A 24,996-nucleotide genomic window follows, 5' to 3' on the forward strand; every position below is an offset into this window, starting at 1 on the left:
ATCATTCAGCCAGCATCCGATTCCGCGCCTGCGGATTGGTTTACCAGGCCGCGAAACGCCCGCACGGCCGACCGATTACCTTTGGTGACCTCGAAAACATCCTCGGCAATTGGCATCGCGACGCCATATTTTTTTGCCAGGGCGATAACCGTCGGAGCACTTTTTACGCCCTCGGCCACCATATGCATCTCCTCGATAATTTCATCAATGGATCGCCCCTTGCCGAGCTCAACGCCGACGTGACGATTGCGGCTCAGGGGACTGGTGCAGGTCGCAATCATATCTCCCATCCCGGTGAGCCCGGCAAATGTTTCGGGCTTGCCGCCCATCGCAACACCCAGACGCGTAATCTCTGCCAGCCCTCTGGTGATCAGGGCCGATCGGGTGTTGTCGCCAGCGCCCAGACCATCGCCCATGCCCACGGCGATCGCGATGATATTTTTGAGCACTCCGCCCAGTTCACAGCCAAGAAGATCGGTATTGGTATATACCCGGAAGAGCCCGGAGTGAAAAAGCCGCTGTAGCTGCTTCACGATAATCTCGTCTTCCATGGAGATTACGCTGGCGGCCGCCTGCCCCGCCATGATTTCGCGCGCCAGATTGGGGCCGGTCAAGACACCGACCGGATGACCAGGGAGCACTTCTTCAATGACCTCTGTCATCCTTTTGCTGGTGGTCAGTTCAAGCCCCTTGGTCAGGCTGATGACCGGAACCCACGGCCGCAGATATTGTTTGGCTTCTTCCAGGACACTGCGAAAATTGTTCGAGGGTATACCCATGACCAGCACGTCGGCACCTGATACGGCCTCTCCGATTTCGGCCGTTGCGGTCAGGGCATCTGGCAATTTTATGTCCGGCAGATATTTGCTGTTGTGATGATTGTTATTAATGTCGTTCACGGTTTCAATATCCCGTGCCCACAGTTTTATCGGCGCATTCCGCGACACTATGGACGCGACCGTAGTCCCCCACGAGCCACCGCCCAGCAATCCCACCTTCAATTCCATATAATTCCCTCCGCCGAACACTCCTCTATCGGGAGTCGATCCTGTTCAGAGTGACGGGAATTTCAGTATTTTGCAAGGAACTCGAGATGCCGGCTGGCGGTGCCCTTAGGATTTTCGATCATCGGAACATGTCCGACATTCTCAAAAATCACCGACTCCGCATTCGGTATGCCACTTTCCAGAACATCGACGCAACTGACATCGATCAATTGGTCGTGCCGCCCCCAGATGATCAGCGTCGGGGTCTTCACCCTTCCCAGTTGGTCATTCAGCGGTTTCACAGTGCCATCCTCGACCAGCGTCCAGAAAATCTTGTCGAGAAGATCACGATGGGCAGCAAAATCCTCGTAGAAAATCTTGCGGAACTGCCCGGGCACTTTCATCGGCTTGTAAGCGACAAACGCCAGCATCCGTTTCACGTCGTCAGCGCTGTGGATCTCCAGTGGATTTTTACCGGCCACTGCGTCTTTCTGAAGCTCGCTTTCATTGCTGCCGACAACGCCCGCATTGTTGAACAAGGTCATCGACAGCAGATATTCCGGAAAATCCAGAGCGAAGCGCAGCGCTATAAAGCCGCCCATGCTGTTTCCGCCCATATGACATTTCTTTATGCCCATCGCATCGAGAAACTCGCGAACCCGCGCGGCCTGGGTGATCATGTCATAGTCACGGCCCATATCCCGGACATTGTCGCCGAAGCCGGGTAGATCCGGTGCGATCAGGCGATATTTGCCGACCATTTCTGGGGCGTACATCGCCCAATTGTCTTTGTCGCCGCCAAATCCGTGCAACAGCACCAGTGGCTCGCCGTCGGCCGGACCACCTTCCAGATAGGGCCAGACCAGATCGCCCACCTTGATCGACTTTTCGACCAACTTACCCCTACGGCGCAACGCGTTGCGCAAAAACCGGTACAGGCCGCGCGGGAAAAACGCGTAGACGGCAAATAGCGCCAGGACCAGGATGCCCAATATAGTCAGGAATATTTGGATTGCGTCCATCTCAGGCCCCTTGCGTCATCAACTGCATATCCAACCAATCGGTCATATCGGACAGGACGGTTTCTTTTTCCGGTTCGTTAAAAATTTCGTGAAACAACTCGGGATAGACGATCAACTTCTTCTCGCTCGAGGCAATGCGATCGTCAAGAAATCTGGATCCTTCAGCGGCAGCCAGGCTGTCCTGCCCCCCATGTAGCATGAGCATCGGCAGCGTAATCTGGCCGGCATGCTCCTGAATGGTCGACATATTCGCCAACATCTCGGCAGCCAGCCGCGCACCCATTTTACCATTGTAAACAAGCGGATCGGCAAGATAGTCAACCACCACCTGTGGATCGCGGCTGACTCCGTTCGGATCGAGTTCCAGCACTCCGAGCTTGGGAAAAAACCGAGACAAGAAGCCGCTTATCCCTTTCAAAACGGCCGATGGCTCCTCCGCTGCCTTTATCGCCGGACCGGAAAGGACACACGCGGTAAAGGAGTCCTGGTTGGCGAGCAGATAGGTGGCACTGATCAAGCCGCCCATACTGTGCCCCACCAAGACAACAGGCAGCTTGGGAAACTCCAGCTTTGCGCAGGCAAACAATTCGTCGACACCGTCATGAAACACAGAGAAGTCGGGCACATAGCCCGGTGTTCCATCCGATTTGCCATGCCCCCAGTGGTCGACGGCGAACACCGCATAGCCTTTCGAGACACAATATTGAGCAAAATAACGATAACGCCCGGCATGTTCGGCATAGCCGTGTACCAACAGGATTATAGCTTTCGGGGCATCATCCGGGAGCCACTTTTGCATATGCAATTTTGCGCCGGCTGCCTTAGACGTCGCCGGAAGCGACAAGCTCCCCTCCTGATGTATCAAGCGATCTTCCTTGTCATGGCCATATCATGATCCTGCGCCAGCTCATTCTCATATTCAAACAATATCCGGTCTAGAGTCTGGCTGATCTTCGTTTGCGTGCGAACCATCTCGATTTTTGGCCAGGTGGTACGCTCACCCAGCTGGATCAACTCGGCAATATCCTCGATCGGCAGGTTGCTTAAAATCTTGGAAGGCCCCCAGAACATTGTCGGGCGGATGATATTGATGTCGCCGGTATAATCCTGGTTGATCACAGACAACGCCATGTTGGCCATACTGTTCAACCGCGGAAAAAATGACAGCGGCTTCTGCATGATTTCGACATTGGCGTTGAGCCAGGCCTTCATCGTAGCGGAAGTGGCGTTGCGGATGGAAGAGAGCGGATTGCGCGACTGGCTGAAATCCGTGGCAAAGGGGGTGATCAGGGGGTTGGCCTGGCTGACGATGTGATGGTTGACGCCGTAGAGCCTGGCTAGCCGCTTGACTGGCAAATCGTGGGTCACGGAACCATCCACCCATTTCCGGTTTGGCAAATATGGGACGCGCTCACCACGATGGTCTTTCGCAGCCAGCGTCACTGGCGGATAAATACCGGGCACCGCACAGGAAGCCAGGACCGCTTCGCGGATAAACACATTGGGAGAAGCGATCGCATTCAACAGGCGCGACGTCTGGTGCTTTTCAGCCGGCGCAATGGACACGTTAAGGTGCCGACCAGTCAGCTCGTACGCCTCTTGAAAAGTAAGGTCAGGGAGCAAATCCGACAACCGCTGGCGAATTTCATCCGCACGCATTTTCCTTGCTCCGCCCAGCAATCCGCCGTGGCCATTGTCGCCATGCTCGGGATCGATCACCAGATTCTCGGGTTTGAAGAAGGGTGGTATATCATCGTCGACATGCGTGCTTATCAAAGCTCCGACGACCGACCCGCCGCTGGAGCCAGACATGATGTGCGGGAGCACCCCTTCCTCCCAAAGGGCCTTGGCAACGCCGACGTGAAAATAGAGAAAAGCACCAGAGCCGCTCATCAGGAATGCGGATCGGCCGTAGCAATGTTGGGCGCGACGGAAGAAATCGAGCTTTTCCTCAAACGGAATGTCAGTCACTTTCTCGCTAGCCAGATACTCCAGCGAATTCACGATCGCGTCAACATAGTCCTGAATAAGCTGTTTCGTACCGAATTTTGCTTTCTGGTGGAGGCGCGCATGCCCCATCCCGTCCATATTTCCGTGAATGCCTTCGTTGAGTGCATAGAGAAGGCCCGCATTGTCCTGAGACTTCCAGAGTTTGGACAGGCGCTTCAGGCGCCGGCGGATGGACGTATAGTCGAAATGTTTGCTCTCGTCGGAGGCCTTCCAGATATCGACTCCGGTTGATTTGTCGTGCGCTTTCGCGGCCTTCGACCACTCGGAATAGCTTTTGGCCTGGGCCATCGCTTTTTCCATCTTCAAAGTCGTGTTCAGGATCATATTCGATTCACTCTTTCGCCAATATTGCATATGGTAGCAAAAGCCGCCCGACTGTCGAACGGCAGACTATCGATCCACTCCTTATTTCGCTTTCGGCTTGTTTCCGCCGGTTGTTTTTGATGCAGTCGTTCTCGGTTTTTTCGCAACCCGTCGATACATCACCGATCCATCCTTGGAGGATGCCGGTTTTTTTGATGCGGCCGCTGTTTTTTTGGTCCGGTTCACAACAGCGCTTGGTTTGGCATCTTTCAGTTCATTAAATGCTCTTTGCAGGCATTCCCGGAAAAACTCAACATCGGGCATCATCTTGCGGTCGGAAATGATACTGAACGATATGGTTCCATTATAGCTCGGAGTGGCAATAAAAAGGCCCATGCCGTGCGCCAACGGCGCCAGGCCATATTGATGCGTCAGCTTTGCCCCATTCATATACAGCTGGATCTGCGGTCCTGGAACATTTGAAACCATCAGATTGCTCATTTTAGGAGCAAAGCGTTCGTCCGTCATGATCCGAGCGACTCCAGCCATGGTTACGCCCGGAATATGCTTGGTCAAATCCGTCATGATCCGCGCGCTGAGGCCGGATTTTGCGGCTTTGGTTTCGCGTGTTGTATCCTTGATAGCTTCGAGCCGCTTGATGGGATCGGCGATATTCGACCAGATTTTGATCGTCATCGCAGAAATATTATTGCCAGGATTGGCTTCATCACCCGAACGGCTGCGCGCATTAACGGGAGCCACCGCCACCAGCGATTCTTTCGGCAGCTCCTTATGTTTGGTCAGGTAATGACGCAGAGCACCGCTGCAAATCGCCAGCACCACGTCATTAATCGTGGCGTCGCTCACCTTGAGCCGCATTTTTTTCAGCTCTTCGAGATCAAATGTGATCGCATCGAACATTTTATTGGGGGTAACAGGACCGTTGAACCGGGTTTCGGGCACACCGGTATCGGTCTTCTCGTCCGCGCCCTTAAGGCTTTTTTGCGCCGTCAATAGAAGGGCCGGTGTGAACTTGAGCAGCGCCTGGGTCAATTTTACCGGCGAAGAAACCGTGCTGTTAATCGCGCGGCTCAATATCTCGGATATTGTTGGCAGCTTATTGGATGCCCCATTTCCCTCCGGTAGCGGGATTGCAGGCGTTCCTTCGACATCCTTGTCCGAAATGGCGGCGAAGAAATGCGCCCCTGAAACGCCATCAATGGTCGAATGATGGATACGGGTCAAAATGGCATAGCTGCCCTTGGCATAGCCCGGAATATTGTCGAGTCCCTCAACGACATACATGTCCCACAGCGGCCGCGTCATATCCAGAGGCTTGCTGTGGTGGCGAGCAACATGAATGCAAAATTGCCGCCAGTCGCCTGGCTCCGGCAAACGGCTGTGGGAGATATGCGCCTCAAGATCAAAATGCTCGTCTTCGACCCAGTAAGGATGGTCGATATCAAACGGCAACCGGTATAATTTGCGCTTGAACATAGGCGTAACGTCGAGCCGCTTGCGCATATGTTCGATAATATCTTTGAACCGCACCTTACCGCCAGGAGCGGTCGATGGATCATAGATATAGACAGCCATCACATGGGTAAGATTGGTGGCAGATTGGATATAGAGAAACTGCGCATCCTGTGCGCTCAGCTGGCTTATATTGCTCTGCTCGGTCATCCACTATGTCCTTTCCACAGCGTAATCATTCAAAAATGCGGTCGGCCAGGGCCAACAGTTCAAGTCGGGATTTTTCCATGCGGCGTGATAGCGCCCGGAATTTTCGGAGCAATGCCTTGCGTTCAGCAATCGTCTCCGGGGTGGTTTCGCCGGTCAAGCCAAGGCCGGCAGCCATTCTGAAGCCATTTTCGAACAGGATCTTGCCAATCGAGGCTTCGCTGGTGATGCGGCGGAGCAAATAGGCCTGGCGCCCCTCTTTCAGGGCCATTTCGACGCACGTCTTCTTGTCGATCGCATTGCCGGGCTCCAACCGCGATAAAATATCCAGAATAACGGTATAGGCTTCGACAAACGGCAAGAACACGGCATGCCCGATCAGCGGCTGAAAGCGATTGGTCAGACTGGCCAGCTTGACGCCGCCCTCATCCAGCTTGGCCTCCCATTCCGGATCGGCTCGCTCCAGTTCTGCTTTCAAATTCTCGCGATATTGCTGCTTTTCTGGATAGAAAAACTCGAACTTGAACAGATCGCGCAGGCGGTCTGTTTCCTCCCAGAACACTTCTGCTGCACTGCGGTCAGTGACTTCCCGGGCCTTCAGGATCGACAGTTCAATAATGGCCTTGTCGAGAAAATGGTGGATGATGGAGTTGCGATAGTAGCTTGCAATCGGATGCTGGTCCGGTTCGATGGCGTAGACCAGCGTCGATCCCTTGTCGTAGCGCACCAGCAAACCGTTGTTCACCAGCGTCTCGATCACCCGCTGAACCCCGTCCAGATTCTCGTCCGTTAGGTCTTCACTCATCCGGATGTCCCGGTCTCTGGCCCAGCCGACGAGAAAGTTTATCACCGCGCGCAGTTCCACTTCGGTCATCGCGCGCGGAGCGGTCCCGAGCAGACAGAGGCACATCAGTGAGGTCAAGGTCAGCGGCGTCGCCCGGTTTGCCTGCACAGCGACTTCAAAGGCCATCTTTGACAAGCCAAGCCGGTCATTAGGATTGGGGGCCTTTTTGACCACCACCGGTTCGCCGAAATCGACATAGACCTTACCCATTGGCTCTCGCAGACTACGCAGATAGCCAAAGAACCAGCTTAGCGACTCCGGTTTCTTGATCCGGCCCTTCTGTTCGCTGGCATATTCCTCGACATCGCGGATCAGGTCAAAACTGGTGACGACGGGAATGATATGAACATTCTCGATGTCATTGCTGTGCGCGCTATCCATGACATATTTCAGCAGTCCGTAGCGAGGCGGCATCAGCTTGCCGAGCCGCGACCGGGTGCCCTCGAAGGCCCAGGTCATCGGGAAGCGTTTCTCGAGCAAATAGCTGACATAATGCCGCAAAACGAGTTTGTAGACGGGATTATTCTCGAAACTGCGGCGGATGAAAATGGTGCCGGCGCGCCGCAGCATGAAGCCAAGCCCGAAAAAGTCCAGATTGATCCCGCCAAAGACGTGAATCAGCGGAAGGTCATTTTGATAGCCAAGATCGGTGGCGGTCACACCGTCAATATAGGTCTTGTGCGTGAACAGCAGCAGCGTGGGATGCTCTCGCATGGTCTTACGCAACCGGGTCAGTTCCTTGCGGTCAAACACCACTTCATCTTCATAGCCTTGCGACAGCATGAACCGGTCGAGCTTGGCCTTCATGTCAATGAACAACGGACTCGGACGCGCGATCAGCTCCCGCATATATTTCGCGGCCTGCTCGTAGAGCGCGGCTTCCTCCTGGCCCGTTTCAGACGCAAGCTGGCTCATTGCGGCGCGGAACCGCGCATCGCTGCGCAGTCCGTCGGCGACATGCCGGGGAACCTTGTACCGGCGCCCGCGCAATCCGCGCTCCGCGATATCGAGAACCAGTCCGGCCTGACGCACGACAAAAGCGGCAAATTCCGTATTGTCGGTCTGGTCGTAATCCTTGCTGAGTTCGGCGAATCTCTGCTCCAGCTCACCGATCGTGGCCGGTTGTCCGGTCAGGCAATGAGCCCGGCGCTTGTTGCGCAGCAGTATCGATCGCGCACGAAGACTCCCCGGATTCCTGGGATCGCCAAATATGACGTGGCGCATTTTGACGGCCCGGCTTTTTTCGAAATCGGGAATACGCCAAGCAATGCGAACCGGTACCACAAGAGTCTCCGGGTTTCCCTTTAGCTTTTCAGCGAGAGCCCCAAGGCGCATTTTCGCCCGTTCGTCGGATATCGGCAAACTGACCCAATTGAGTTTCCCGCCGGGGCCACCTTCGGCCATCGAAGCGTGCAGCCAATCGAGCAAGTGCCGACGCTCAACGCGATTGCGCGCATCGATCACAAATAGCTTCGGGCCTCGCGAAAGGAGCGCCCCGGAATTCGCTATCTGTGTTGCTTCGTCCATCCCCGCCCCTTGGTCTCGGTCTATTCGGCCGCTTCGGTCTTCGTCGACTGGTCGGCGGCTGTTTTCTTCGTTCGGGTAGATCGATTAACCGGCTGCTTTGCAAAAGATTTTTTTGATACCACTTTCTTGGTACCGGTTTTTCGACTGGCAGGCTTCTTTCGCGCGGTTGTCTTTTTTGCGGCCGGACGCTTCGATGGCGCGCCAGCTTTGGTGGCTCGCCTGGTCCCGGCTGCTTTTTTTACGGGCGCCTTTGGTTCATTGACCAGCGTGTCCAGCGCGTCCTCTTCCTCAGCCTGGCCCAGAGTTTCCAGGAACATCCCGCGCACTTCCGCGACATGCTCGTTCATCGTCGCTGCCGACCATTTGCTCGTGTCGACGGCCGGCAAAACATCAATTCTCACCCTGGCTGGACGCATCAGAAATTCATTCTTGGGAGCGACATCCCCGGCATTGTGAATAACGATAGGCACCATCGGCACACCAGCCTGGATCGCCATGTGAAACGCACCCTTCTTGAATGGTCCCAATTTCGGCGAAAGGGTGCGGGTTCCTTCAGGCGCAATAACGATCGATTTACCGTCATTTTTCACCGCATCAATCAGCGGCGCCATCGCCTTGATCGCACTGCCGGCGTTCGCTCGGTCAATAAACACCGTGCCCGCCAGTTCCATCAGCTTGCCGATCACCGGTGTATCGCGCACCTCCTTCTTGGCCACGCCGCCCATATCCCGGCGGATCAGCTTCGCCAGGATCATCACATCAGCCTTGCTCTGATGGTTGAAGACGAAAATACAGGGCCGTGATGTCCACAGATTCTCTTCGCCGGTCACTTCCAGTTCACATCCGGTCAGCGCGGTCGCAATATCGCCGAATAATCCGGTTGAAAAATTCATCGCCTCGCGCTGCGAGCCGGTCAGTGCCCAGATCGGCAACGAAGCGATGGCGGATCCGATCAGCGATCCGGTGGCGTAGATCGTCCTGACATAGTCCACCGGCTTGCCCTGCCCGCGGCTTTCATATTTTTCCAGCGGCCAGCCATGTTCCCGGGCGGCTTCTCGCAATTTGGTATTGGGGTTCAAGGGTCGCGGCTTGCCAACCCTTTCGAGCAATTCGATATCGTCATAGCTGTCCGAATAGAAATAGCTTTGGTCGAGATCGAGACTGTAGCTGGCCGCCAGATTTTCCGCTGCCATGACCTTGCCTTCGCCAAAGCATAGCGGCCGGATGATATTACCGGTAAACTCGCCATTCTCGACTTCATATTGCGAGCAAAGCACATGCTCGATATCGAGATCACGAGCGGTAGGCTCGATCTGATAGATCGTGGCGGACGAAACAATGGCGATCGTGTGTCCCTTGGCGCGATGCGCCTCGATCAAGGCCCGCGCTTCCGGATAGACTTTCCGCGCGATATGTTTTTCGTACAGTTCCTCGCCGAATTCGAAATAGCTGTCTTCGGTAACGCCTTTCATGAATTTTGCGGCCCCGGTCATCAGACCCGAAAAACCCATCGCGCCAGTGCTATATTGCGCCATCACATTGACCGTTTCGACGACCTCTTCAGCGGTCATTTCCCGCCGTTTGATCTTTTCCCACAGCATCGCGGTCGCAGAATAGCCGGCGATTATCGTACCATCGAAATCGAACAGCGCAGCAATATGGGCACCTTCCGGGGCATCAAGAACGTCTTGCAGATGCGATTGATAGTCAGCGATTTTTTTCTTGGTCATCCGGATGTCCTTTGGCTCACACCCATCGTGCCAAAAAATACGGGCATTTCCCAGTTAATATTCGCGAAACCATCGATTCAGAGAGCGAAGGTTTCGCTAGAACCGCTTTTTGATTCCTTGCCAGTCAGAAAATACCCTTGTTACCAGCGCCACCGTCCGTTGAGACGGACAGGAACTGCCTCGAATCAACCGCATTATACGGCAGTTCTGTTGCGATAGCAGCGCAGCCTCACCGCTTTCGGCGCGATCAATTTTACCGATCCACCAATATGGGTTGCAGGGCCGCATGATGATCGCTACACGCTGCCCCGTCTATGAGGTGCGTTGGCTGAGTGGTCGAAAGCGCCGCACTCGAAATGCGGTATGCCAGCAATGGTATCTAGGGTTCGAATCCCTAACGCACCTCCACAGACAGAAGGCGTCCATAGGTCAAAAACGATGCCACCGACATACGCGTCGACCGGTCACCGGCAAAAATGGTAATTCCTGGAAGTTACACCCTGCCTCAATATCTGCGGGCGAGCACTGCGAAGATATCGTCTTGGGATACGCCAGCGGACAAATTGCAGATAACGAGCCTTCTCAATCATCGATGATAATATCTTCTTGCGCCAGGCTTGGACACTGGAAGCGGTTTCGACCTGTATACGCCTACCCTACCCTGCTCAGTCGTAAGCTATTGGACAGCTCCACCGGAACGCTTATATTCCACTTCTTCCTCATGTTCAGCTTCAGCAGCGTGATCACCACCTTCCACGATCTGGATTTTATTGTCTGAATCAGCCAGATTGATCTGGGGCAGCAACTTCATAAGCTCATCTTTGGAAGATGCCCGCCCGTAGAGCCAGCCCTGCCCATCCATGCTTCCGATATCGTCCAGATATCCTCGCATTTCATCAGACTCGATCCCTTCGGCCGTGATCGGTACGTTCAGCGACGACGCAAGCGAGGCAATTGATTTGACGATGGCAGCGCTTTCATCATTCTCAAGCATCGAATTTACGAAGCTGCGGTCAATTTTGATCCGGTCAAAAGGGAACGCCTTCAGCTGCGTCATGGACGAATATCCGGTCCCAAAGTCGTCGAGAGATATTCTTATTCCCAACGCCTTCAGACTTGTGATGGTGTTGAGCACCAGCGGCGTATCCTCAAGGAGACTGCTTTCGGTAATCTCCAATTCCAGCCGCTGGGCCGGGAAGCCCGTTTCAGCCAGAATTTGCATGATCTGCTTATCGAGATCGGGATCGGTCAACTGCACCGGCGAAATGTTGACTGCTAAAACAAGCGAATGATCCCAATTCTTTGCATCTGTAAACGCTTGACGCATCACAGAAAAGGACAGCGACGAAATCAAACCCGTGCGTTCGGCGACGGGAATAAATTCCGTAGGCTCTATCAATTGGCCGCTGGGATGATGCCAGCGAGCCAGCACTTCAAACCCGAGGAGATTGGACCCGCGAATACCATATTGCGGCTGATAGAATGGGACGAACTCGCCTTTGGGGATCCCTTCACGCATTTCCGACTCGAACTGGTATCGTTGCTGCACTTCCAGTTCCATCGAATCCTCAAAGCAGGCAATCCTGTCGCCGCCAGCCTTTTTAGCGTCATACATAGCAATGTCGCTGCGCCGCAGAACATCAGCGACGCTTGAATCGGGATCAGCATTCAAATAGATTCCGATTGACGCACTGATTTTGGAAACAGATCCCCCGACCGACGCAGGATCCTCGAACGCTCCCTGAATCTGCTTGGCTATAGCAACTGGAACGCCTTCGCCCGACGCCTCTCCGAAAAGCAATATTGCAAACTCGTCGCCGCCCAGTCGAGCACAGTCCGCGTTGCTGGGCAAAACCGAAACGAGACGATTTGCCACTTCCTTGAGCATGTCATCACCGGCCTGATGGCCATATACATCGTTAATTTTCTTAAAATTATCGAGATCCAGATTGATCAAAGAGAAATTCTCTCTAGCCCGCAATTTCTCTTCAATTTTTGCAGCGATCCCCGGCCGATTTAATAGACCGGTGGCATAGTCCTTGATCGCAAACATATCGGCTTCACGCTTGGCGTCGTCTGCTATTTGCGACTTGCGCCAAATCTCTATCGAACCTCGCCAAATAAGCAGAATGAGCGCCGTATTGAGCAGGAGAGCAGCCGTTAAAGTCTCATCCAGAACGGTCGCGCCACCGAAAATATTGGATACCGCGCTTGGCAGAAGCGCACTGCTCAACCCGACAAATACAGCCAGGGAGCCGCAAAGAGCAGCGATATATAAAATGTTTGAACTGCTGACTGAGCGTGACTCAGATGATTTGATTACGTGCATATTCATAGAAATCCGACAACCTGTCCAGAATTGCCAAGGTATCATCCTAGGGTTTCCATAAGATTAAGGTTGTCAATAGATGTATCGTAGCTGAAACAGCGAAGCCCAATTGTACCTACAAGTCGCGCCTTGGGGCCGATAGGGTGTAAATGCTAGCGGATAAGGATCAGCCAATCGTTTCGCGCGAAGAGTTCAGGAGTTCTGCGCCTGAACTTTCAATACAGCCTGCTCTATGTCCTGTTCGGAATAGGGCTTGCGAATGATTGGCGCGTCCTGCAGCTCCTCAAAATCGAAGCGCGAACCAAATCCCGTTGTGAAAAACCAGGGAACGTTGTTCTGTCTGAGCTGACGGGCGACGGGCAACGAAGGCTTGCCGTTCAGATCAACATCAAGAAACGCGAGCGAGAAAAGTGTATTCTGGGTAATTTCCAGCGCGCTGGAAAGATCAAAAGCGAACTCTAAATTTGTCCAACCAAGCTTTCGCAGGATATCTTCCATGGCCAGAGACAGCATGGCATCGTCTTCAACGACCAAGATGGAAAATTCGGACACGGCACGGCTTTCGGCTCTGGTTTCAGTCAACAGGAAACGAGCATTTGAACGTCACACCTGACGGAAGATATTCCACTGCTGTTTCCCCCTTCATCTCAGAGGCCAACGCACGTTCTATCAATGTGGTTCCAAAACCTTTTCGTTCCGGCGGCGAAACTTCGGGTCCACCAGTCTCCTGCCACATGAATTCCAGATGCGATTTTTCATCGGCCGATTGGAAATGCCAGTCAATGTTGACCGTCCCTTCGTCGCCGCTCAACGCGCCATATTTCATCGCATTCGTCCCGAGCTCGTTGATCGCCATCGACAGAGCGAGCGAAGTACGGGACGATAGCCTGCAGTGCGGACCGGAAACATTAATCCTTCCGCTATCCGTTCCGCCAAACGGATGGATCGCCTGTTCGACGATATCTGCGATGCCCGACCCAGACCAGTTGTCTGCAAGCAGCAAGTCGTGGGACCTGCTGAGTGCCAGTATCCGGGATAGAAAGGCGTCTTTTCCGGCAGTATCCTCGGGCAATGACATGCGCGCAATCGCCTGCACCATAGCGAGGGTATTTTTGACCCGGTGCTGGAGCTCTCCCGCCATGATGTCGAGATGCTGCTGATGTTCTTTCTCGCTGGTGATGTCTTCTAACACCGCGATGCAGAATTCCATCGTGCCCGACGCATTTTTTTGGGATGAAGTGGTGAGTCTTGCCCAGATGACCGATCCATCTTTGCGATAATATCGCTTCTCAAGATTATAGCCGCCGATTGCGCCCGACTTTAATTTTTCGAACAATTCAAGATCATCGCTCAGGTCATCCGGATGCGTGATCTCCTGGAACGTCAGGCTGAGCAGTTCCTCCCGGTCATAGCGGAAAATTTCGCACAATTTCCCGTTGATCCTGAGCCAGCGACCGTCATTGCCGACATGGGCAATCCCCACCGCGGCAGTATCGAAGGTTTTCGCCAGCAAAGCCTTTTCACGTTCGCGTTCGAACTCGATCGCTTTTTTCTTTGCCAGCCCTCTTACTTCAACGACCGTACCAACAGCCTCACCATCTTCTACGATCGGACTGGCACTATAGGCAACGGGATAGAAACTGCCGTCGGCGTGGACAAAAACATCCTCTCCTTGTTCGCGCACGCCGGTAGGAAGCGCCCTGTCCAGACGACATTCTGCAATGGGGAAATTGGTGCCGTCCGGGTACGTGTGGTGGATTACGTCATGAAGCCGACGACCGATCAAATCACTCGCGTTGAAGCCTGTCAGAATTTCCGCTGCGGGATTCGCATAAATACAGTTTTGGCTGGCATCTATAACAAACAGCGCCGCAGTCGCGTTCTCGCATATCGCCTTGAAAGACGCGGCTATGTTATGTTCGTGCAATGGCATTTGCCGGGGAATTACAACCTTCCCGGCAAATCACAACTAATCTGTGTTAGCATTGCGAATATTTAATGGCTCACAGCCATTGCTGCGCCAACTGCTCCAGTCGCAACAGACGTCGCATCTGGATCGGAAAAATTCAAATTTCGCGGCTACCCGTACTGCAAACTAGGCAGAGCTCGTGCAACCATCCATTCGCTAGCCGTCTGAACCACAGCGGACAAGATTGGCATTCGCCGAACCAGAGAGCTTGAGTGAATCCATTTTAGGGAGATCCAGTTGATACGACCGGTCTGCAGCCTTCTCGCCCTCAGCCTTGCACTGATTGAGGCTGACGATCACGGTCGAACCCGAGCCCTCAACCTTTTCAATCATGCATGTCGTCTCGCCATAGGTGACTTTTGCCTGGTCGAGCTCAAGATATTGATCAGAGCCCGAACATTGTCCTTTGGGAGCGTAGCTGCCAAGATAATAGGTCGCATAGCGGGTCTTGGCGGGCAGTGAAATATCCTGATTGAGCTCGTCGTCCTTGCCATCGGCCGGATCAATATCCACCCCGACTTCATCTACACCCGACAACGATTTTTCGGCCAAAACGTCATCAGCCTGACCGCTGCCGTCGGACATCCCGCCGCTTGTGTCTTCGGCCATAGGTTCGCCAGAACCATCTGCACCGCGCTCGGCAGCCTGACAACCAGCCAGCAAAGAAATACCTGCCACAATTGCAATATTCTTCTTCATGTCCACTCTCCTCATTCACCTTCTATTTCAATATTTACGCGAAACTGTGCAGTAAGTTCCCCTATGGTAGGATATGGCACGAAGCTATATAACACTACTATTGCTAACATCCCGACATTGAACTGCAAATTTGCAAAATGATTGGAAGAAAATTCTGGTGATCGTGGAACCAATACTACCGACCATCCGTTGGTAGAGTAGAGCGAATGCAAACAATAACATAAACAAGGAGATAATTCATGAACGAGAATACAATCAAAGGAAACTGGGAACAAATCAAAGGCAACGTCCAGAAAAAATGGGGCGAACTGACCGACGATGAACTTGACCAGATCAACGGAAACCGCAAAATTCTTGCCGGGAAGCTCCAGGAAAAATATGGACATGCGCAAGACGCTGCCGAACGCGAAATCGAGGAATTTGAACGGACATACTGATCCGAAAATTTTCTCAGACATTTTGAATGTTGCAAAAAGCCCCGTGCACCGGCACGGGGCTTTTTTGTGCAGAATACGACCGATTGAGCGATCATAGACGATAATCTCCACGGTCATTGCGCAGATTTGATAAAAGCCTGTGCCAAAGTCGGCATGCCGAACAGTTGATCCGTAATCATGACCACCAGACTCCTCCCGCTCAGCGCGCTCCTGCTCGGCTCCTTATTCTTGCTGACGGCGGGAGGAATAAATGGTCTGGTATTGCCGATCCGTGGCTCCAACGAAGGGTTTAGTGCGTTTTCGCTCGGTCTGCTGGGCACCGGCTGGGCGACCGGATATGTTCTTGGCTGCTTGTTTACGCCGCGAATGGTCTCGGGAGTGGGACATATTCGCGCTTTCGGGACCCTCGCCGCCACGGCGGCAATCGTTGTACTGCTGTCATCGATGTTCCCCAACCCCTGGGCCTGGATACCCTTGCGCGCGATATCGGGGTTCTGCTTTGCTGGCGCGGCGATGATCGTGGAAAGCTGGCTGAGTGAAGAGGTCGATGCGTCCATTCGCGGGCAAGTGTTCGGGACCTATGCCATGATCAATCTTATCGGCTCAACGGGCGGGCAGATGATCCTGATCGGCGCCGACGTATCCGGTCACTGGTATTTCATGCTGGCCGCCATCTTCTATTGCCTGGCGCTCATTCCGACGGCGATAAGCGCGAACCGCGCCCCTGCCCCGCTGTTTGAGGTCAAACTCAACATCCCCCGGCTCTGGCAGAATTCTCCGGTAGCGGTCTTTGCCGCCTTGATGATCGGCGTTTCCAACGGAACGTTCGCCACGCTGGCGGCCGTGTACGGAAACAAGATCGGACTGGGCACGACCAGCATCGTCCTGTTTTGCAGCGTGCCCGTTCTCGCTGGGGCCTTGTGCCAGATTCCGGTCGGCAAGGCATCCGACCGGTTCGACCGCAGAAAGGTTCTGGTTTTTCTGGCGCTGGTCGCGATATCGGCGGAAACTGCGTTTCTGATCACCGCCCCTGAAAGCGGTATCCAGAACATCTTGATCGGCTCGCTGCTGGGCGCGGCCATCTTCGCCATGTATCCCATCGTTCTGGCCCATGCCAATGATTATGCGGAAGCCGGCCAATCTGTCCAAATCAGCGGCGGGCTGCTGATGTTTTTCGGCTTTGGTTCCGTTGCAGGACCCTTTTTCGGCGGCGCGGCACTGTCTATCGTCGGCCCGCTTGCGCTGTTCTGGACGATGATCTGCGCCCATGTTCTGATCGTCCTTTTCTCCATCTGGCGGATCAGCCAGCGAGTGTCGGCAACATCGGACGCAAAAGCGCTCTTTCAAGCGATTCCACTGGCGCGAACATCGACACCGGAAACCGAAGTGCTCGCTGACAGGGAGCAATCCTGACAGGGAGGCCTTTCGGGAGCACAAGCCACCGCCTAGCACTCACTTTCCCAAGGCCTTCATCTCGCCTGCCGAAATCCAATGCCGCGCTTGCATCTCGTCCAAAAGCGCTTAAATTGTTTGTATGATTTCAGCAGATCCCTTCAAGTCCGGCAATCCGTTGCCGGCAAACACCCCGGACATCCTCGACGCACGCTTTGCGATCGGTGACGTCGTGCGCCATCGCATTTTTGATTTTCGCGGTGTGATCTATGATATCGACCCGGTGTTCGCAAATAGCGAAGAATGGTATGAAGCCATTCCGAAAGACTTGCAGCCGCCAAAAAATCAGCCTTTTTATCATCTGTTCGCAGAAAATTCCGACGGCAGCTATGTCGCCTATGTAAGCCAGCAGAATCTGTTGCCTGATGATAGCGGCGAACCGGTTGGCCATCCTGATGTCGCGCGGCTGTTTCAGGCGACCGACAACGGCCAATATAAACTGAACAGTATTTACCGCCACTAGCCGCAGCACGCGGTCAGGATTTGATTTTCCACCCTGATTGCAGCAGAAAATAGCAAATCGCGGCCAGTCCGACGTTGATTGCCAGCAGAATGATGGCACCCTGCATGATCGGTGAATCAGCGACGCCAAGAAACCCGTAGCGGAAGCCGGAAATCGCATAAAAGAACGGATTGGCATGGCTAACCGCCTGAAACACTGGCGACAGGCGGTCGATCGCATAAAACGTACCGGACAGAAGCGCTAGCGGTGCCACCACGAAATTGGTCACCGCCGCCGCATGGTCGAATTTTTCCGCCCAGATCGAAGTAAGAACGCCCAGGAATGACAGCATCGCAGAACCCATGATGCCGAACCAGAGCACCGCCCACCAGTGCGCCACGCTGACATCGACACCAGGCCAGAAGAACATTGCCAGCCAGACCGCAAAACCGACCAGCGCCGCCCTTGTCATGGAAGCCGCAACCAGCGCTGCCAGCAGTTCTCCGACCGACAGCGGCGGTGTCAGATAATCAATAATCGTACCCTGGATCTTGCCGACCAGCATCGAGAAACTGCTGTTGGCGAAGGCATTTTGCAACATGCCCATGCAGATCAGCCCGGGCGCGATAAAGTCGGCAAAGGGAACGCCCAATACGCTGCGGTCGCCACGCCCCATGGCAACCGTGAAAATGACAAGAAACAGTAACGTCGTGATCGACGGAGCCCATACAGTTTGCAACTGGACCTTGAAAAACCGCCTGACCTCTTTCCAGTATAACGCCAGAAATCCTGCCCAATTGACTCCGCGAATGACCGCTACGCCAGGTTCGGCAAAACGGGTCTCACCGAGCGGCGGTTGGTTTGTCTGATCTTTGTTGGTCTGGTCGAGCATAGTCGTTCCGCCTATCGGCTCCTGTCGTCAATCACAACCCTCTATCGCGCAGTGGAAGACCATTATCCTGCCCAGTATGTGGTTGTATAATCACCTCCGCAACCCTATATCGCCCCTACTCGGAAATGATTAGGACTTTGCATGGCTTGGACGGATGAACGGATAGATTCGCTTAAAAATATGTGGGAAAAGGGTCTGACGGCCAGCCAGATCGCGGAAGAATTGGGCGGCGTGAGCCGCAATGCCGTGATCGGCAAGGCGCATCGCCTCGGCCTCAAGTCACGTCCCTCTCCGGTAAAAGCCAAGCCACAGGCCAAAAAGGGTGCGAAACCGGCAGCCAAGCCGAAAAAGGCGGCGGCCAAAAGCAGCACTCCTGCCAAGCCCAAGGAAGAGCATGTTGCCCGCCGTGCGATGCCACCACCAACACCGGCCGCACGCACTCACGCCGCCCAGCAGGCGCGTCAGCCCAAGCATGATGGCCCGAAGATCGTCTCTGTCGGTCCTGGCGGCTTCTTGCGTCAGGGTCCCGGCGATCAGCAGGCTCCGATTCCGCCAGCTCCGCCGCGCCGTCTGGTGCCGGCCAAGCCGAGCGACGAGATTGCCGACAAGACCAGCCTGCTTGATCTCAATGACAAGATCTGCCGCTGGCCGATCAATCACCCCGGCGAACCGGATTTCCATTTCTGTGGCGAAGAAGTGAACCCGGGCTTTCCCTATTGCGTCGAACATTGCGGTCGGGCGTTTCAGGCGCAATTGCCGCGTGGTGCCCGTCGGGCACCGCCACCGCTGCCCTTTGGTGGCCCGCGGGTTCGCTAGGCGACAGACCAAATTGCAAGAATTTTCAATGCTCTGGCAAGAGACTTCATAAGTCTCTTGCCAGTGTGACTCCTGCGCTCTTATAGGGTCGATCATGTCTGATGATCTGTTCGGTTCCAACCCGCCAAACCAATCCAAACCCGGTGACTATGATGCCTCGGCGATCGAGGTTCTGGAAGGGCTGGAGCCCGTCCGCAAGCGGCCCGGGATGTACATCGGCGGCGTCGATGAACGCGCGCTCCATCATCTCGCGGCAGAAGTCATCGACAACAGCATGGACGAAGCGGTCGCTGGCCATGCCAGCCGGATCGAGATCACGCTAAATGCCGACAACCGCCTGACCGTCAGCGATAATGGCCGCGGCATTCCGGTCGACCCGCACCCGAAATTTCCCGGAAAATCGGCCCTCGAAGTGATCATGACGACGCTCCACTCGGGCGGCAAATTCTCCGACAAGGCTTACGCCACGTCTGGCGGCCTGCACGGCGTCGGCGTCTCCGTGGTCAACGCCCTGTCCTCCGATACCGTGGTCGAAGTGGCGCGCAACAAGACGCTTTATCGCCAGTCCTTCTCGCAGGGTCTGGCCACCTCAAAACTTGAAGAGGTGGGCACCACGCCGAACCGCCGCGGCACCAGCATATCCTTCATCCCCGATGTCGAGATTTTCGGCGAGGGCAACAAATTTAAACCGGCGCGCCTGTTCAAGCTCGCCCGCTCCAAGGCCTACCTCTATGCCGGCGTCGAGATCCGCTGGAAATGTGACGAGAGCCAGGCCAGCGACGACGTCCCGGCTGAAGCAACCTTCCAGTTCCCAGGCGGCCTGTCCGACCATCTGCGCGAACAGCTGGCTGGACGCGAATGCGTCACCACCGAGTTCTTTTCCGGCAATCAGGACTTCCCCGACGAACAGGGGCGGGTCGAATGGGCGGTCACCTGGCCAATCTGGACCGATGGCAGCTACAGCTGGTATTGCAACACCATCCCGACCCCCAATGGCGGAACTCACGAGGCTGGCTTGCGCAACGCCCTCGTCCGCGGCCTGCGCGCTTTTGGCGAGCTGGTCCAGGTCAAGAAGGCGGCACAGCTGACCGCCGATGACATCATCTCCGGGGGCGAAATGCTGCTGTCGGTATTTATCCGCGATCCGCAGTTTCAGAGCCAGACCAAGGATCGCCTGACCTCACCGGAAGCGACCAAGTTCGTCGAAAACGCGATACGCGACCATTTCGACCATTTCCTGACCGACAATATGGACCGCGGCAAGGCGCTGCTCGGCTTCGTCATGGAAAAGATGGACGAGCGGCTGAAACGCAAGGCCGAGCGAGAGGTCAAGCGCAAGACCGCGACCTCGGGCCGCAAGGTGCGCCTGCCCGGCAAGCTGACCGACTGTTCCGGCAATGATCCGGCCGGCACCGAAATATTCATCGTTGAAGGCGACAGCGCCGGCGGCTCGGCCAAGCAGGCCCGGGACCGCACGACACAGGCCATCCTGCCAATCCGCGGCAAGATCCTGAATGTTGCCTCGGCGAACAGCGCCAAGATATTCGGCAATAGCGAAATTGCTGACCTGATCCTCGCGCTCGGCTGCGGCACGCGCAAGGACTGCGATCCTGACAATCTGCGTTATGAACGGGTGATCATCATGACCGACGCCGATGTCGACGGTGCCCATATCGCAACCTTGCTGATGACCTTCTTCTTTCAGGAGATGCCGGAACTGGTTCGCCAGGGTCATCTCTTTCTCGCACGCCCGCCGCTCTATCGGATCAGCGCTGGCGGCAAGAGCCATTACGCGCAGGACGAAGACGCCCGTGCCGCCATCGAAAATGGCCCGTTCAAAGGCAAGAAGGTCGAAGTCAGCCGGTTTAAGGGGCTTGGTGAAATGAACCCGAACCAGCTCAAGGAAACGACCATGGATCCGGATACGCGGTCGCTGTTCAAGGTGACATTGCCGCAGGAATATGAACAGCGCGCCGGCGTGAAGGATCTGGTCGATCGTCTGATGGGCAAGAATCCCGAGCACCGGTTCAACTTCATCCAGCAAAATGCCGCGAGCCTTGATGAAGATGTGATCGACGCCTAGTAAGCTGCGGCAAGCCGTTCGTTCTTTACTGGAGACTTCTGTGCGCTTTCTATTCGCTTTTGCGCTTTGCCTTTTGTCCTTTTCGACCGGACCATTGCTGAGTTCCGCCCATGCCCAGACCGCGGTTGCCGTTTCCGCTCAACTGTCGCAGCGTGCCGATGATGTGATGCGCCTGATGCGCGGTGAGCCGATTGAAGCGGAAGTTTTTGACGAAAATTTTCTGAATGCCGTGCCCCCTGTCCAGTTCCGCACCCTCGTCCAACAGGTGACAGCACAGCACGGCCAAGCTCTGGCAATATTAACGATAGACCCGCGAAGTGCAAATTCCGGAACGATCAAGATCAGCTTTGAAAAATCGGTCGGTACGGTCAACATCGACCTTGAGGCCGATCAACCTCACCGTATTTCCGGCCTCTTCCTGACCGGTTTCGCAGCCGCTGGCGGTTCCGTTGATGAGGTGCTCGCCAAGATCGATGCGCTGCCCGGTCGCCAGGGGGTGCTGATCCGCGACCTTGATAGCCCTGAACGGGAGACAATCGCAGCCCTCGATCCCGACGGCCGCTATGCGATCGCATCAGCCGTCAAGCTGTATATATTGGCGGAACTGGACCGTTCGATCCAGGCGGGCGAACGGCAATGGTCTGATGTCGTTCCACTGGGACCGAAGTCCCATCCCTCTGGAATCACTCAAAACTGGCCGGATCGATCGCCGGTCACCCTTCACACCTTGGCCACTCTTATGATTTCGGTCAGCGACAATAGCGCCACGGACACGCTGATCCGGGTTTTGGGGCGCAATGAACTGGCCGCCATTGTCGCGGCCACCGGCCACCACAACCCGGAAGATCTGCGGCCGTTTCTGATGACCCGTCAGGCCTCCGCGCTCAAAATGCCCGTGCATGCTGATCGCAGGGCAAAGTTTCTTACCGCCAGCCCCGCCGAACGCGAGCGGCTGCTAGAGGGTTTTGACGACGCTCTGACGCTCGACAGCCTCGACTTCCGCCTCTTGACCAACAAGCCCAATTATATCGATCAGCTGGAATGGTTTGCCACACCGAGCGACATGCTTGGCCTGCTCGGCTATCTGCACCGCTATGCAAGCGACGAGGCCAAGGCTCTGCTCGCGATCAATCCCGGTATGGGTCCGGATGCGGCGCAAAAATGGGACTATTTCGGCTACAAGGGTGGCTCGGAGCCCGGCGTACTCTCCTATAATTTTCTGCTGCGGTCCAAATCCGGCAAAAGCTATGGTGTTTCGGTCAACTGGAACGATGCAGACCAATCGCTGCAGGAGAGCGAATTGCTGACCCTGACCACCCGCCTCGTCAATCTGTTGGCTGAAAAATAAACTAAAGCCTGGCCAGGGCAGCAACCAGCGCCTTCACCTTCTGCTGTCGCCATTGCGGCAGCGGTGCCATCAGCCAGTAGCCGCGTGACGACACGCTGTCCTCGCCAATGATCTCGACCCTGCCGGCGGCAAGATCTCGCTGGACGAGCATTTTTGGCACCCATGCATAGCCAAAGCCATTGGCTGCCGCTTCGATCGCCAGCCCCCCATCGGCGACCCGCATCAGCGTTTCCTCACCTTCGGAAATCGGGCAGCCCGGCCAGTCGATTTTATTGCCCCCCTTCTGTCCGGGAGCAGCAACTTTGACGAATACCGTATCACCAAGCATTTTGCCTTCATGCTGACCGGGGCCGTCACCAAGCCAGATCGCCACGTCAAGATTGGCTTCGGTAAAGTCGATCTCGTCATCGGCGGCCACCAGAGCGAAGCTGGTGTCCGGATTGTCGGCGGAAAAGCGCGACAGCCTCTCGTTCAGCCATTTCTGGGTGAAATCCCGCGGTGCGGCGATAGTCAGTTTGTGCGAAGATTGCCCCGACTGCATCGCCCGCACGGCTTCTTCAAATTGCAGGAATCCGGAGCGCAGTGCATCCAGACCCGCCGATGCTTCGTCCGTCAGCTCGAGACCTTTGGGGGTACGGCGAAACATCACCACACCCAGCATATCTTCAAGCGCGCGTATCTGCTGCCCGACCGCAGCCGGCGTTACCGCCAGTTCGTCCGCTGCCTTGGTGAAACTGAGATGCCGGGCGGCCGCATCGAGAACCCGAAGGCCGTTTAGCGGCAAATGGGTCCGCTTCATTGTCCGACAGTCGGTTCAGACAGAGGGAAAAATGGTATGCGGACCTGAAAGGCCGGAGGCGCGCTGCCCACCATGGTGAAATGGCCTTCCATCGAGCCGCTTGGTGTATTGAGGGGGCAGCCCGAGACATAGTCGTGGGATTTGCCCGGTTGAATGACGGGCTGTTCGCCGATCACGCCTTCCCCATCGACCATTTGCAGGCCGCCGCGCTCGTCATGGATCCGCCAGTGCCGGGTCAGCAACTGCACCGGAGTATCCCGGTGGTTCTCGATGCGGATATGATAGGCCCAGAACCAGCGATGCCCGCCAATATCCGATTGTTCGGGCAAAAAGGTCACCGAGACACGCACGGTGACCCCCTCGGTGGTCTCGGCATAGGGAAAGAATGACTCCATCAGCACGATATAGAGTTAAAGACCGACAGACGAAAGGGCCTGATCCAGGTCTTCGATCAGGTCGATGGGATCTTCCAGTCCGACATTGATCCGCAGCATGTCTTCCGTGATCCCGATCTCGACTCGCGCTTCTTCTCCCAGCCCGTGATGGGTGGTCGACGATGGATGACACATGAGCGAACGACTGTCGCCGATATTGTTAGAAATATCTATCAATTTCAATGCGTTGAGCAGCCCATGCGCTTGCTTGCGCCCGCCGCCGACGTAGAGCGAGAAGATCGGTCCGGCCGCTTCCATCTGGCTCATCGCGAGCATATGCTGCGGGTGACTCGGAAGGCCGGGGTGCAAGATTTTCTCTACCCGCTGCTCTAAAAACTTGCCGACTTCGACGGCATTATTGCTTTGCCGCCGGATGCGAAGGTCAAGCGTCTCCAGTCCCTTGAGCACAACCCAGGCATTGAAGGCACTGAGCGTCGGCCCCGTGTTGCGAGTGAAGGAGAGGAGCGTCTCCTCAATAAATTCTTCTGTCCCGCACACCGCACCGGCCAGGACCCGACCCTGCCCGTCCATCATCTTGGTGGCGCTATAGGCGACCACATCGGCACCATGTTCCATGGGTCGCTGCAGCACATTCGTGGCGAACGCATTATCGACAACGCTGGTGATGCCGTTGGCGCGCGCCAGATCGCATACGGAACGGATATCGATCACATCCATCGTCGGATTGGCCGGCGTCTCGAAGAAGAAGACCTTGGTCTTCGGCGTCATCGCCCGTTCCCAATTCTCGATCTCGCGGCCGTCGACCACAGTGGTTTCGATCCCGAATTTCGGCAATAGTGTGTCGGTCAGCCAACGGCAGGACCCAAACAGCGCGCGGCTGGCGACAACATGATCACCCGCCTGCAGCTGGCACAGCAAGGCCGCCGTCATCGCTGCCATGCCCGAAGCAGTGGCGCGGCAAGCCTCCGCGCCTTCCATCACCGCAATCCGCTCTTCCAGCATCTGCACCGTCGGATTTTGCAAACGGCTGTAGGTCATCCCGTCCTGCTCACCGGCAAAACGGGCGGCGGCGTCCTCGGCGCAGTCGTAGCTATAGCCCGAAGTCAAGAACAGCGCTTCGGACGTTTCACCAAATTCACTGCGCATAGTGCCGCTGCGGACCGCCTGGGTGGCCGAGCGCCATTGCTTGGTAATTTCGCGGTTCTGGCCGGTGTTTCTTTTCATTCGATCGGT

21 protein-coding genes and 1 tRNA gene are annotated in these 24,996 nt (G+C 55.4%); 7 read left to right on the forward strand and 15 right to left on the reverse strand.

Features of this window, described 5'->3' with window-relative positions; genetic code table 11:
• Positions 1 to 5: 5 nt before the first annotated feature.
• The 7 genes from ACN0WW_RS03025 to ACN0WW_RS03055 form a co-directional block, all read right to left on the reverse strand.
• Complete coding sequence (locus tag ACN0WW_RS03025) at positions 6 to 1,007, reverse strand: NAD(P)H-dependent glycerol-3-phosphate dehydrogenase (RefSeq protein ID WP_417609256.1); 1,002 nt, start codon at positions 1,005 to 1,007, stop codon at positions 6 to 8.
• A 62-nt stretch (positions 1,008 to 1,069) separates the two neighbouring features.
• A complete protein-coding gene (locus ACN0WW_RS03030; protein ID WP_417609258.1) occupies positions 1,070 to 2,008 on the reverse strand; it encodes an alpha/beta fold hydrolase in 939 nt (312 codons plus the stop codon).
• 1 nt (position 2,009) lies between these two features.
• Complete coding sequence (locus ACN0WW_RS03035) at positions 2,010 to 2,807, reverse strand: lysophospholipase (protein ID WP_417609260.1); 798 nt, start codon at positions 2,805 to 2,807, stop codon at positions 2,010 to 2,012.
• Between the two features lie 62 nt (positions 2,808 to 2,869).
• A complete protein-coding gene (locus ACN0WW_RS03040; protein ID WP_417609262.1) occupies positions 2,870 to 4,342 on the reverse strand; it encodes a DUF3336 domain-containing protein in 1,473 nt (490 codons plus the stop codon).
• A gap of 81 nt (positions 4,343 to 4,423) precedes the next feature.
• Positions 4,424 to 6,004, reverse strand: coding sequence for a WS/DGAT/MGAT family O-acyltransferase (locus ACN0WW_RS03045; RefSeq protein ID WP_417609264.1), 1,581 nt, complete (start codon positions 6,002 to 6,004; stop codon positions 4,424 to 4,426).
• A 25-nt stretch (positions 6,005 to 6,029) separates the two neighbouring features.
• The gene (locus ACN0WW_RS03050; protein WP_417609266.1) at positions 6,030 to 8,372 is read right to left on the reverse strand and encodes a glycerol-3-phosphate 1-O-acyltransferase; all 2,343 of its coding nucleotides are present in this window, start codon (positions 8,370 to 8,372) and stop codon (positions 6,030 to 6,032) included.
• 20 nt (positions 8,373 to 8,392) lie between these two features.
• The gene (locus ACN0WW_RS03055) at positions 8,393 to 10,102 is read right to left on the reverse strand and encodes an HAD-IB family hydrolase (RefSeq protein WP_417609268.1); all 1,710 of its coding nucleotides are present in this window, start codon (positions 10,100 to 10,102) and stop codon (positions 8,393 to 8,395) included.
• A gap of 318 nt (positions 10,103 to 10,420) precedes the next feature.
• Between ACN0WW_RS03055 and ACN0WW_RS03060 the strand changes: the two genes are divergently transcribed.
• A tRNA-Ser gene (locus ACN0WW_RS03060) sits at positions 10,421 to 10,510 on the forward strand.
• Between the two features lie 268 nt (positions 10,511 to 10,778).
• Here ACN0WW_RS03060 and ACN0WW_RS03065 read toward each other — a convergent pair.
• From ACN0WW_RS03065 to ACN0WW_RS03080, 4 genes are all read right to left on the reverse strand, one after another.
• Positions 10,779 to 12,437 (reverse strand): putative bifunctional diguanylate cyclase/phosphodiesterase, encoded by a 1,659-nt coding sequence (locus tag ACN0WW_RS03065; protein WP_417609270.1) that lies wholly within the window; start codon positions 12,435 to 12,437, stop codon positions 10,779 to 10,781.
• Between the two features lie 186 nt (positions 12,438 to 12,623).
• Positions 12,624 to 13,013: a response regulator gene (locus tag ACN0WW_RS03070; protein WP_417609272.1), complete on the reverse strand. Its 390-nt coding sequence runs from the start codon at positions 13,011 to 13,013 to the stop codon at positions 12,624 to 12,626.
• Entirely contained in the window at positions 13,006 to 14,358 is a 1,353-nt protein-coding gene (locus ACN0WW_RS03075) for a sensor histidine kinase (protein ID WP_417609274.1), read from the reverse strand. Before ACN0WW_RS03075 ends, ACN0WW_RS03070 begins: the two co-directional genes overlap by 8 nt.
• Before the next feature lie 198 nt (positions 14,359 to 14,556).
• Positions 14,557 to 15,099, reverse strand: a complete 543-nt coding sequence (locus ACN0WW_RS03080; protein ID WP_417609276.1) for a hypothetical protein — start codon at positions 15,097 to 15,099, stop codon at positions 14,557 to 14,559.
• Between the two features lie 239 nt (positions 15,100 to 15,338).
• Between ACN0WW_RS03080 and ACN0WW_RS03085 the strand changes: the two genes are divergently transcribed.
• From ACN0WW_RS03085 to hspQ, 3 genes are all read left to right on the forward strand, one after another.
• Complete coding sequence (locus ACN0WW_RS03085; protein ID WP_417609278.1) at positions 15,339 to 15,536, forward strand: CsbD family protein; 198 nt, start codon at positions 15,339 to 15,341, stop codon at positions 15,534 to 15,536.
• Positions 15,537 to 15,713: 177 nt separating this feature from the next.
• Complete coding sequence (locus ACN0WW_RS03090; RefSeq protein WP_417609280.1) at positions 15,714 to 16,949, forward strand: MFS transporter; 1,236 nt, start codon at positions 15,714 to 15,716, stop codon at positions 16,947 to 16,949.
• Positions 16,950 to 17,070: 121 nt separating this feature from the next.
• Positions 17,071 to 17,451 carry a heat shock protein HspQ gene (gene hspQ, locus ACN0WW_RS03095; RefSeq protein WP_417609282.1) on the forward strand — a complete coding sequence of 127 codons (381 nt, stop codon included), beginning with the start codon at positions 17,071 to 17,073 and terminating at the stop codon, positions 17,449 to 17,451.
• A 13-nt stretch (positions 17,452 to 17,464) separates the two neighbouring features.
• Here the strand turns inward: hspQ and ACN0WW_RS03100 are convergent, their stop codons facing one another.
• Entirely contained in the window at positions 17,465 to 18,322 is an 858-nt protein-coding gene (locus ACN0WW_RS03100) for an ABC transporter permease (RefSeq protein ID WP_417609284.1), read from the reverse strand.
• Positions 18,323 to 18,463: 141 nt separating this feature from the next.
• Here ACN0WW_RS03100 and ACN0WW_RS03105 point away from each other — a divergent pair, with 141 nt between their 5' ends.
• The 3 genes from ACN0WW_RS03105 (at position 18,464) to ACN0WW_RS03115 (ending at position 22,569) form a co-directional block, all read left to right on the forward strand.
• Complete coding sequence (locus tag ACN0WW_RS03105) at positions 18,464 to 19,138, forward strand: GcrA family cell cycle regulator (protein ID WP_417609286.1); 675 nt, start codon at positions 18,464 to 18,466, stop codon at positions 19,136 to 19,138.
• A gap of 94 nt (positions 19,139 to 19,232) precedes the next feature.
• Positions 19,233 to 21,221, forward strand: coding sequence for a DNA topoisomerase IV subunit B (parE, locus tag ACN0WW_RS03110; RefSeq protein WP_417609288.1), 1,989 nt, complete (start codon positions 19,233 to 19,235; stop codon positions 21,219 to 21,221).
• 40 nt (positions 21,222 to 21,261) lie between these two features.
• Positions 21,262 to 22,569 carry a serine hydrolase gene (locus ACN0WW_RS03115; protein ID WP_417609290.1) on the forward strand — a complete coding sequence of 436 codons (1,308 nt, stop codon included), beginning with the start codon at positions 21,262 to 21,264 and terminating at the stop codon, positions 22,567 to 22,569.
• A 1-nt stretch (position 22,570) separates the two neighbouring features.
• Here ACN0WW_RS03115 and ACN0WW_RS03120 read toward each other — a convergent pair whose 3' ends face one another.
• Genes ACN0WW_RS03120 through ACN0WW_RS03130 form a run of 3 tightly spaced genes read right to left on the reverse strand, consistent with a single transcriptional unit; the run spans position 22,571 to position 24,987 of the window.
• Positions 22,571 to 23,368, reverse strand: coding sequence for a LysR family transcriptional regulator (locus tag ACN0WW_RS03120; RefSeq protein WP_417609292.1), 798 nt, complete (start codon positions 23,366 to 23,368; stop codon positions 22,571 to 22,573).
• Positions 23,365 to 23,763 carry a Co2+/Mg2+ efflux protein ApaG gene (gene apaG, locus ACN0WW_RS03125; protein WP_417609294.1) on the reverse strand — a complete coding sequence of 133 codons (399 nt, stop codon included), beginning with the start codon at positions 23,761 to 23,763 and terminating at the stop codon, positions 23,365 to 23,367. The genes ACN0WW_RS03120 and apaG overlap by 4 nt, the downstream gene beginning before the upstream one ends.
• Positions 23,764 to 23,778: 15 nt before the next feature.
• On the reverse strand, positions 23,779 to 24,987 hold the full coding sequence (locus ACN0WW_RS03130) for a trans-sulfuration enzyme family protein (protein WP_417609296.1): 1,209 nt from the start codon (positions 24,985 to 24,987) through the stop codon (positions 23,779 to 23,781).
• Positions 24,988 to 24,996: the final 9 nt, after the last annotated feature.

It is taken from the genome of Parasphingorhabdus sp., from assembly GCF_048269865.1.
In the GTDB taxonomy this organism is placed as follows: Bacteria; Pseudomonadota; Alphaproteobacteria; order Sphingomonadales; family Sphingomonadaceae; genus Parasphingorhabdus.

What these genes read in the sequence shown, in the direction of transcription:
- ACN0WW_RS03025 (WP_417609256.1), bottom strand. Translation starts at nt 1,007, where the DNA reads ATGGAATTGAAGGTGGGATTGCTGGGCGGTGGCTCGTGGGGGACTACG.
- ACN0WW_RS03030 (WP_417609258.1), bottom strand. Translation starts at nt 2,008, where the DNA reads ATGGACGCAATCCAAATATTCCTGACTATATTGGGCATCCTGGTCCTG.
- ACN0WW_RS03035 (WP_417609260.1), bottom strand. Translation starts at nt 2,807, where the DNA reads ATGCAAAAGTGGCTCCCGGATGATGCCCCGAAAGCTATAATCCTGTTG.
- ACN0WW_RS03040 (WP_417609262.1), bottom strand. Translation starts at nt 4,342, where the DNA reads ATGATCCTGAACACGACTTTGAAGATGGAAAAAGCGATGGCCCAGGCC.
- ACN0WW_RS03045 (WP_417609264.1), bottom strand. Translation starts at nt 6,004, where the DNA reads ATGACCGAGCAGAGCAATATAAGCCAGCTGAGCGCACAGGATGCGCAG.
- ACN0WW_RS03050 (WP_417609266.1), bottom strand. Translation starts at nt 8,372, where the DNA reads ATGGACGAAGCAACACAGATAGCGAATTCCGGGGCGCTCCTTTCGCGA.
- ACN0WW_RS03055 (WP_417609268.1), bottom strand. Translation starts at nt 10,102, where the DNA reads ATGACCAAGAAAAAAATCGCTGACTATCAATCGCATCTGCAAGACGTT.
- ACN0WW_RS03065 (WP_417609270.1), bottom strand. Translation starts at nt 12,437, where the DNA reads ATGAATATGCACGTAATCAAATCATCTGAGTCACGCTCAGTCAGCAGT.
- ACN0WW_RS03080 (WP_417609276.1), bottom strand. Translation starts at nt 15,099, where the DNA reads ATGAAGAAGAATATTGCAATTGTGGCAGGTATTTCTTTGCTGGCTGGT.
- ACN0WW_RS03085 (WP_417609278.1), top strand. Translation starts at nt 15,339, where the DNA reads ATGAACGAGAATACAATCAAAGGAAACTGGGAACAAATCAAAGGCAAC.
- ACN0WW_RS03090 (WP_417609280.1), top strand. Translation starts at nt 15,714, where the DNA reads ATGACCACCAGACTCCTCCCGCTCAGCGCGCTCCTGCTCGGCTCCTTA.
- hspQ (WP_417609282.1), top strand. Translation starts at nt 17,071, where the DNA reads ATGATTTCAGCAGATCCCTTCAAGTCCGGCAATCCGTTGCCGGCAAAC.
- ACN0WW_RS03100 (WP_417609284.1), bottom strand. Translation starts at nt 18,322, where the DNA reads ATGCTCGACCAGACCAACAAAGATCAGACAAACCAACCGCCGCTCGGT.
- ACN0WW_RS03105 (WP_417609286.1), top strand. Translation starts at nt 18,464, where the DNA reads ATGGCTTGGACGGATGAACGGATAGATTCGCTTAAAAATATGTGGGAA.
- parE (WP_417609288.1), top strand. Translation starts at nt 19,233, where the DNA reads ATGTCTGATGATCTGTTCGGTTCCAACCCGCCAAACCAATCCAAACCC.
- ACN0WW_RS03120 (WP_417609292.1), bottom strand. Translation starts at nt 23,368, where the DNA reads ATGAAGCGGACCCATTTGCCGCTAAACGGCCTTCGGGTTCTCGATGCG.
- apaG (WP_417609294.1), bottom strand. Translation starts at nt 23,763, where the DNA reads ATGGAGTCATTCTTTCCCTATGCCGAGACCACCGAGGGGGTCACCGTG.
- ACN0WW_RS03130 (WP_417609296.1), bottom strand. Translation starts at nt 24,987, where the DNA reads ATGAAAAGAAACACCGGCCAGAACCGCGAAATTACCAAGCAATGGCGC.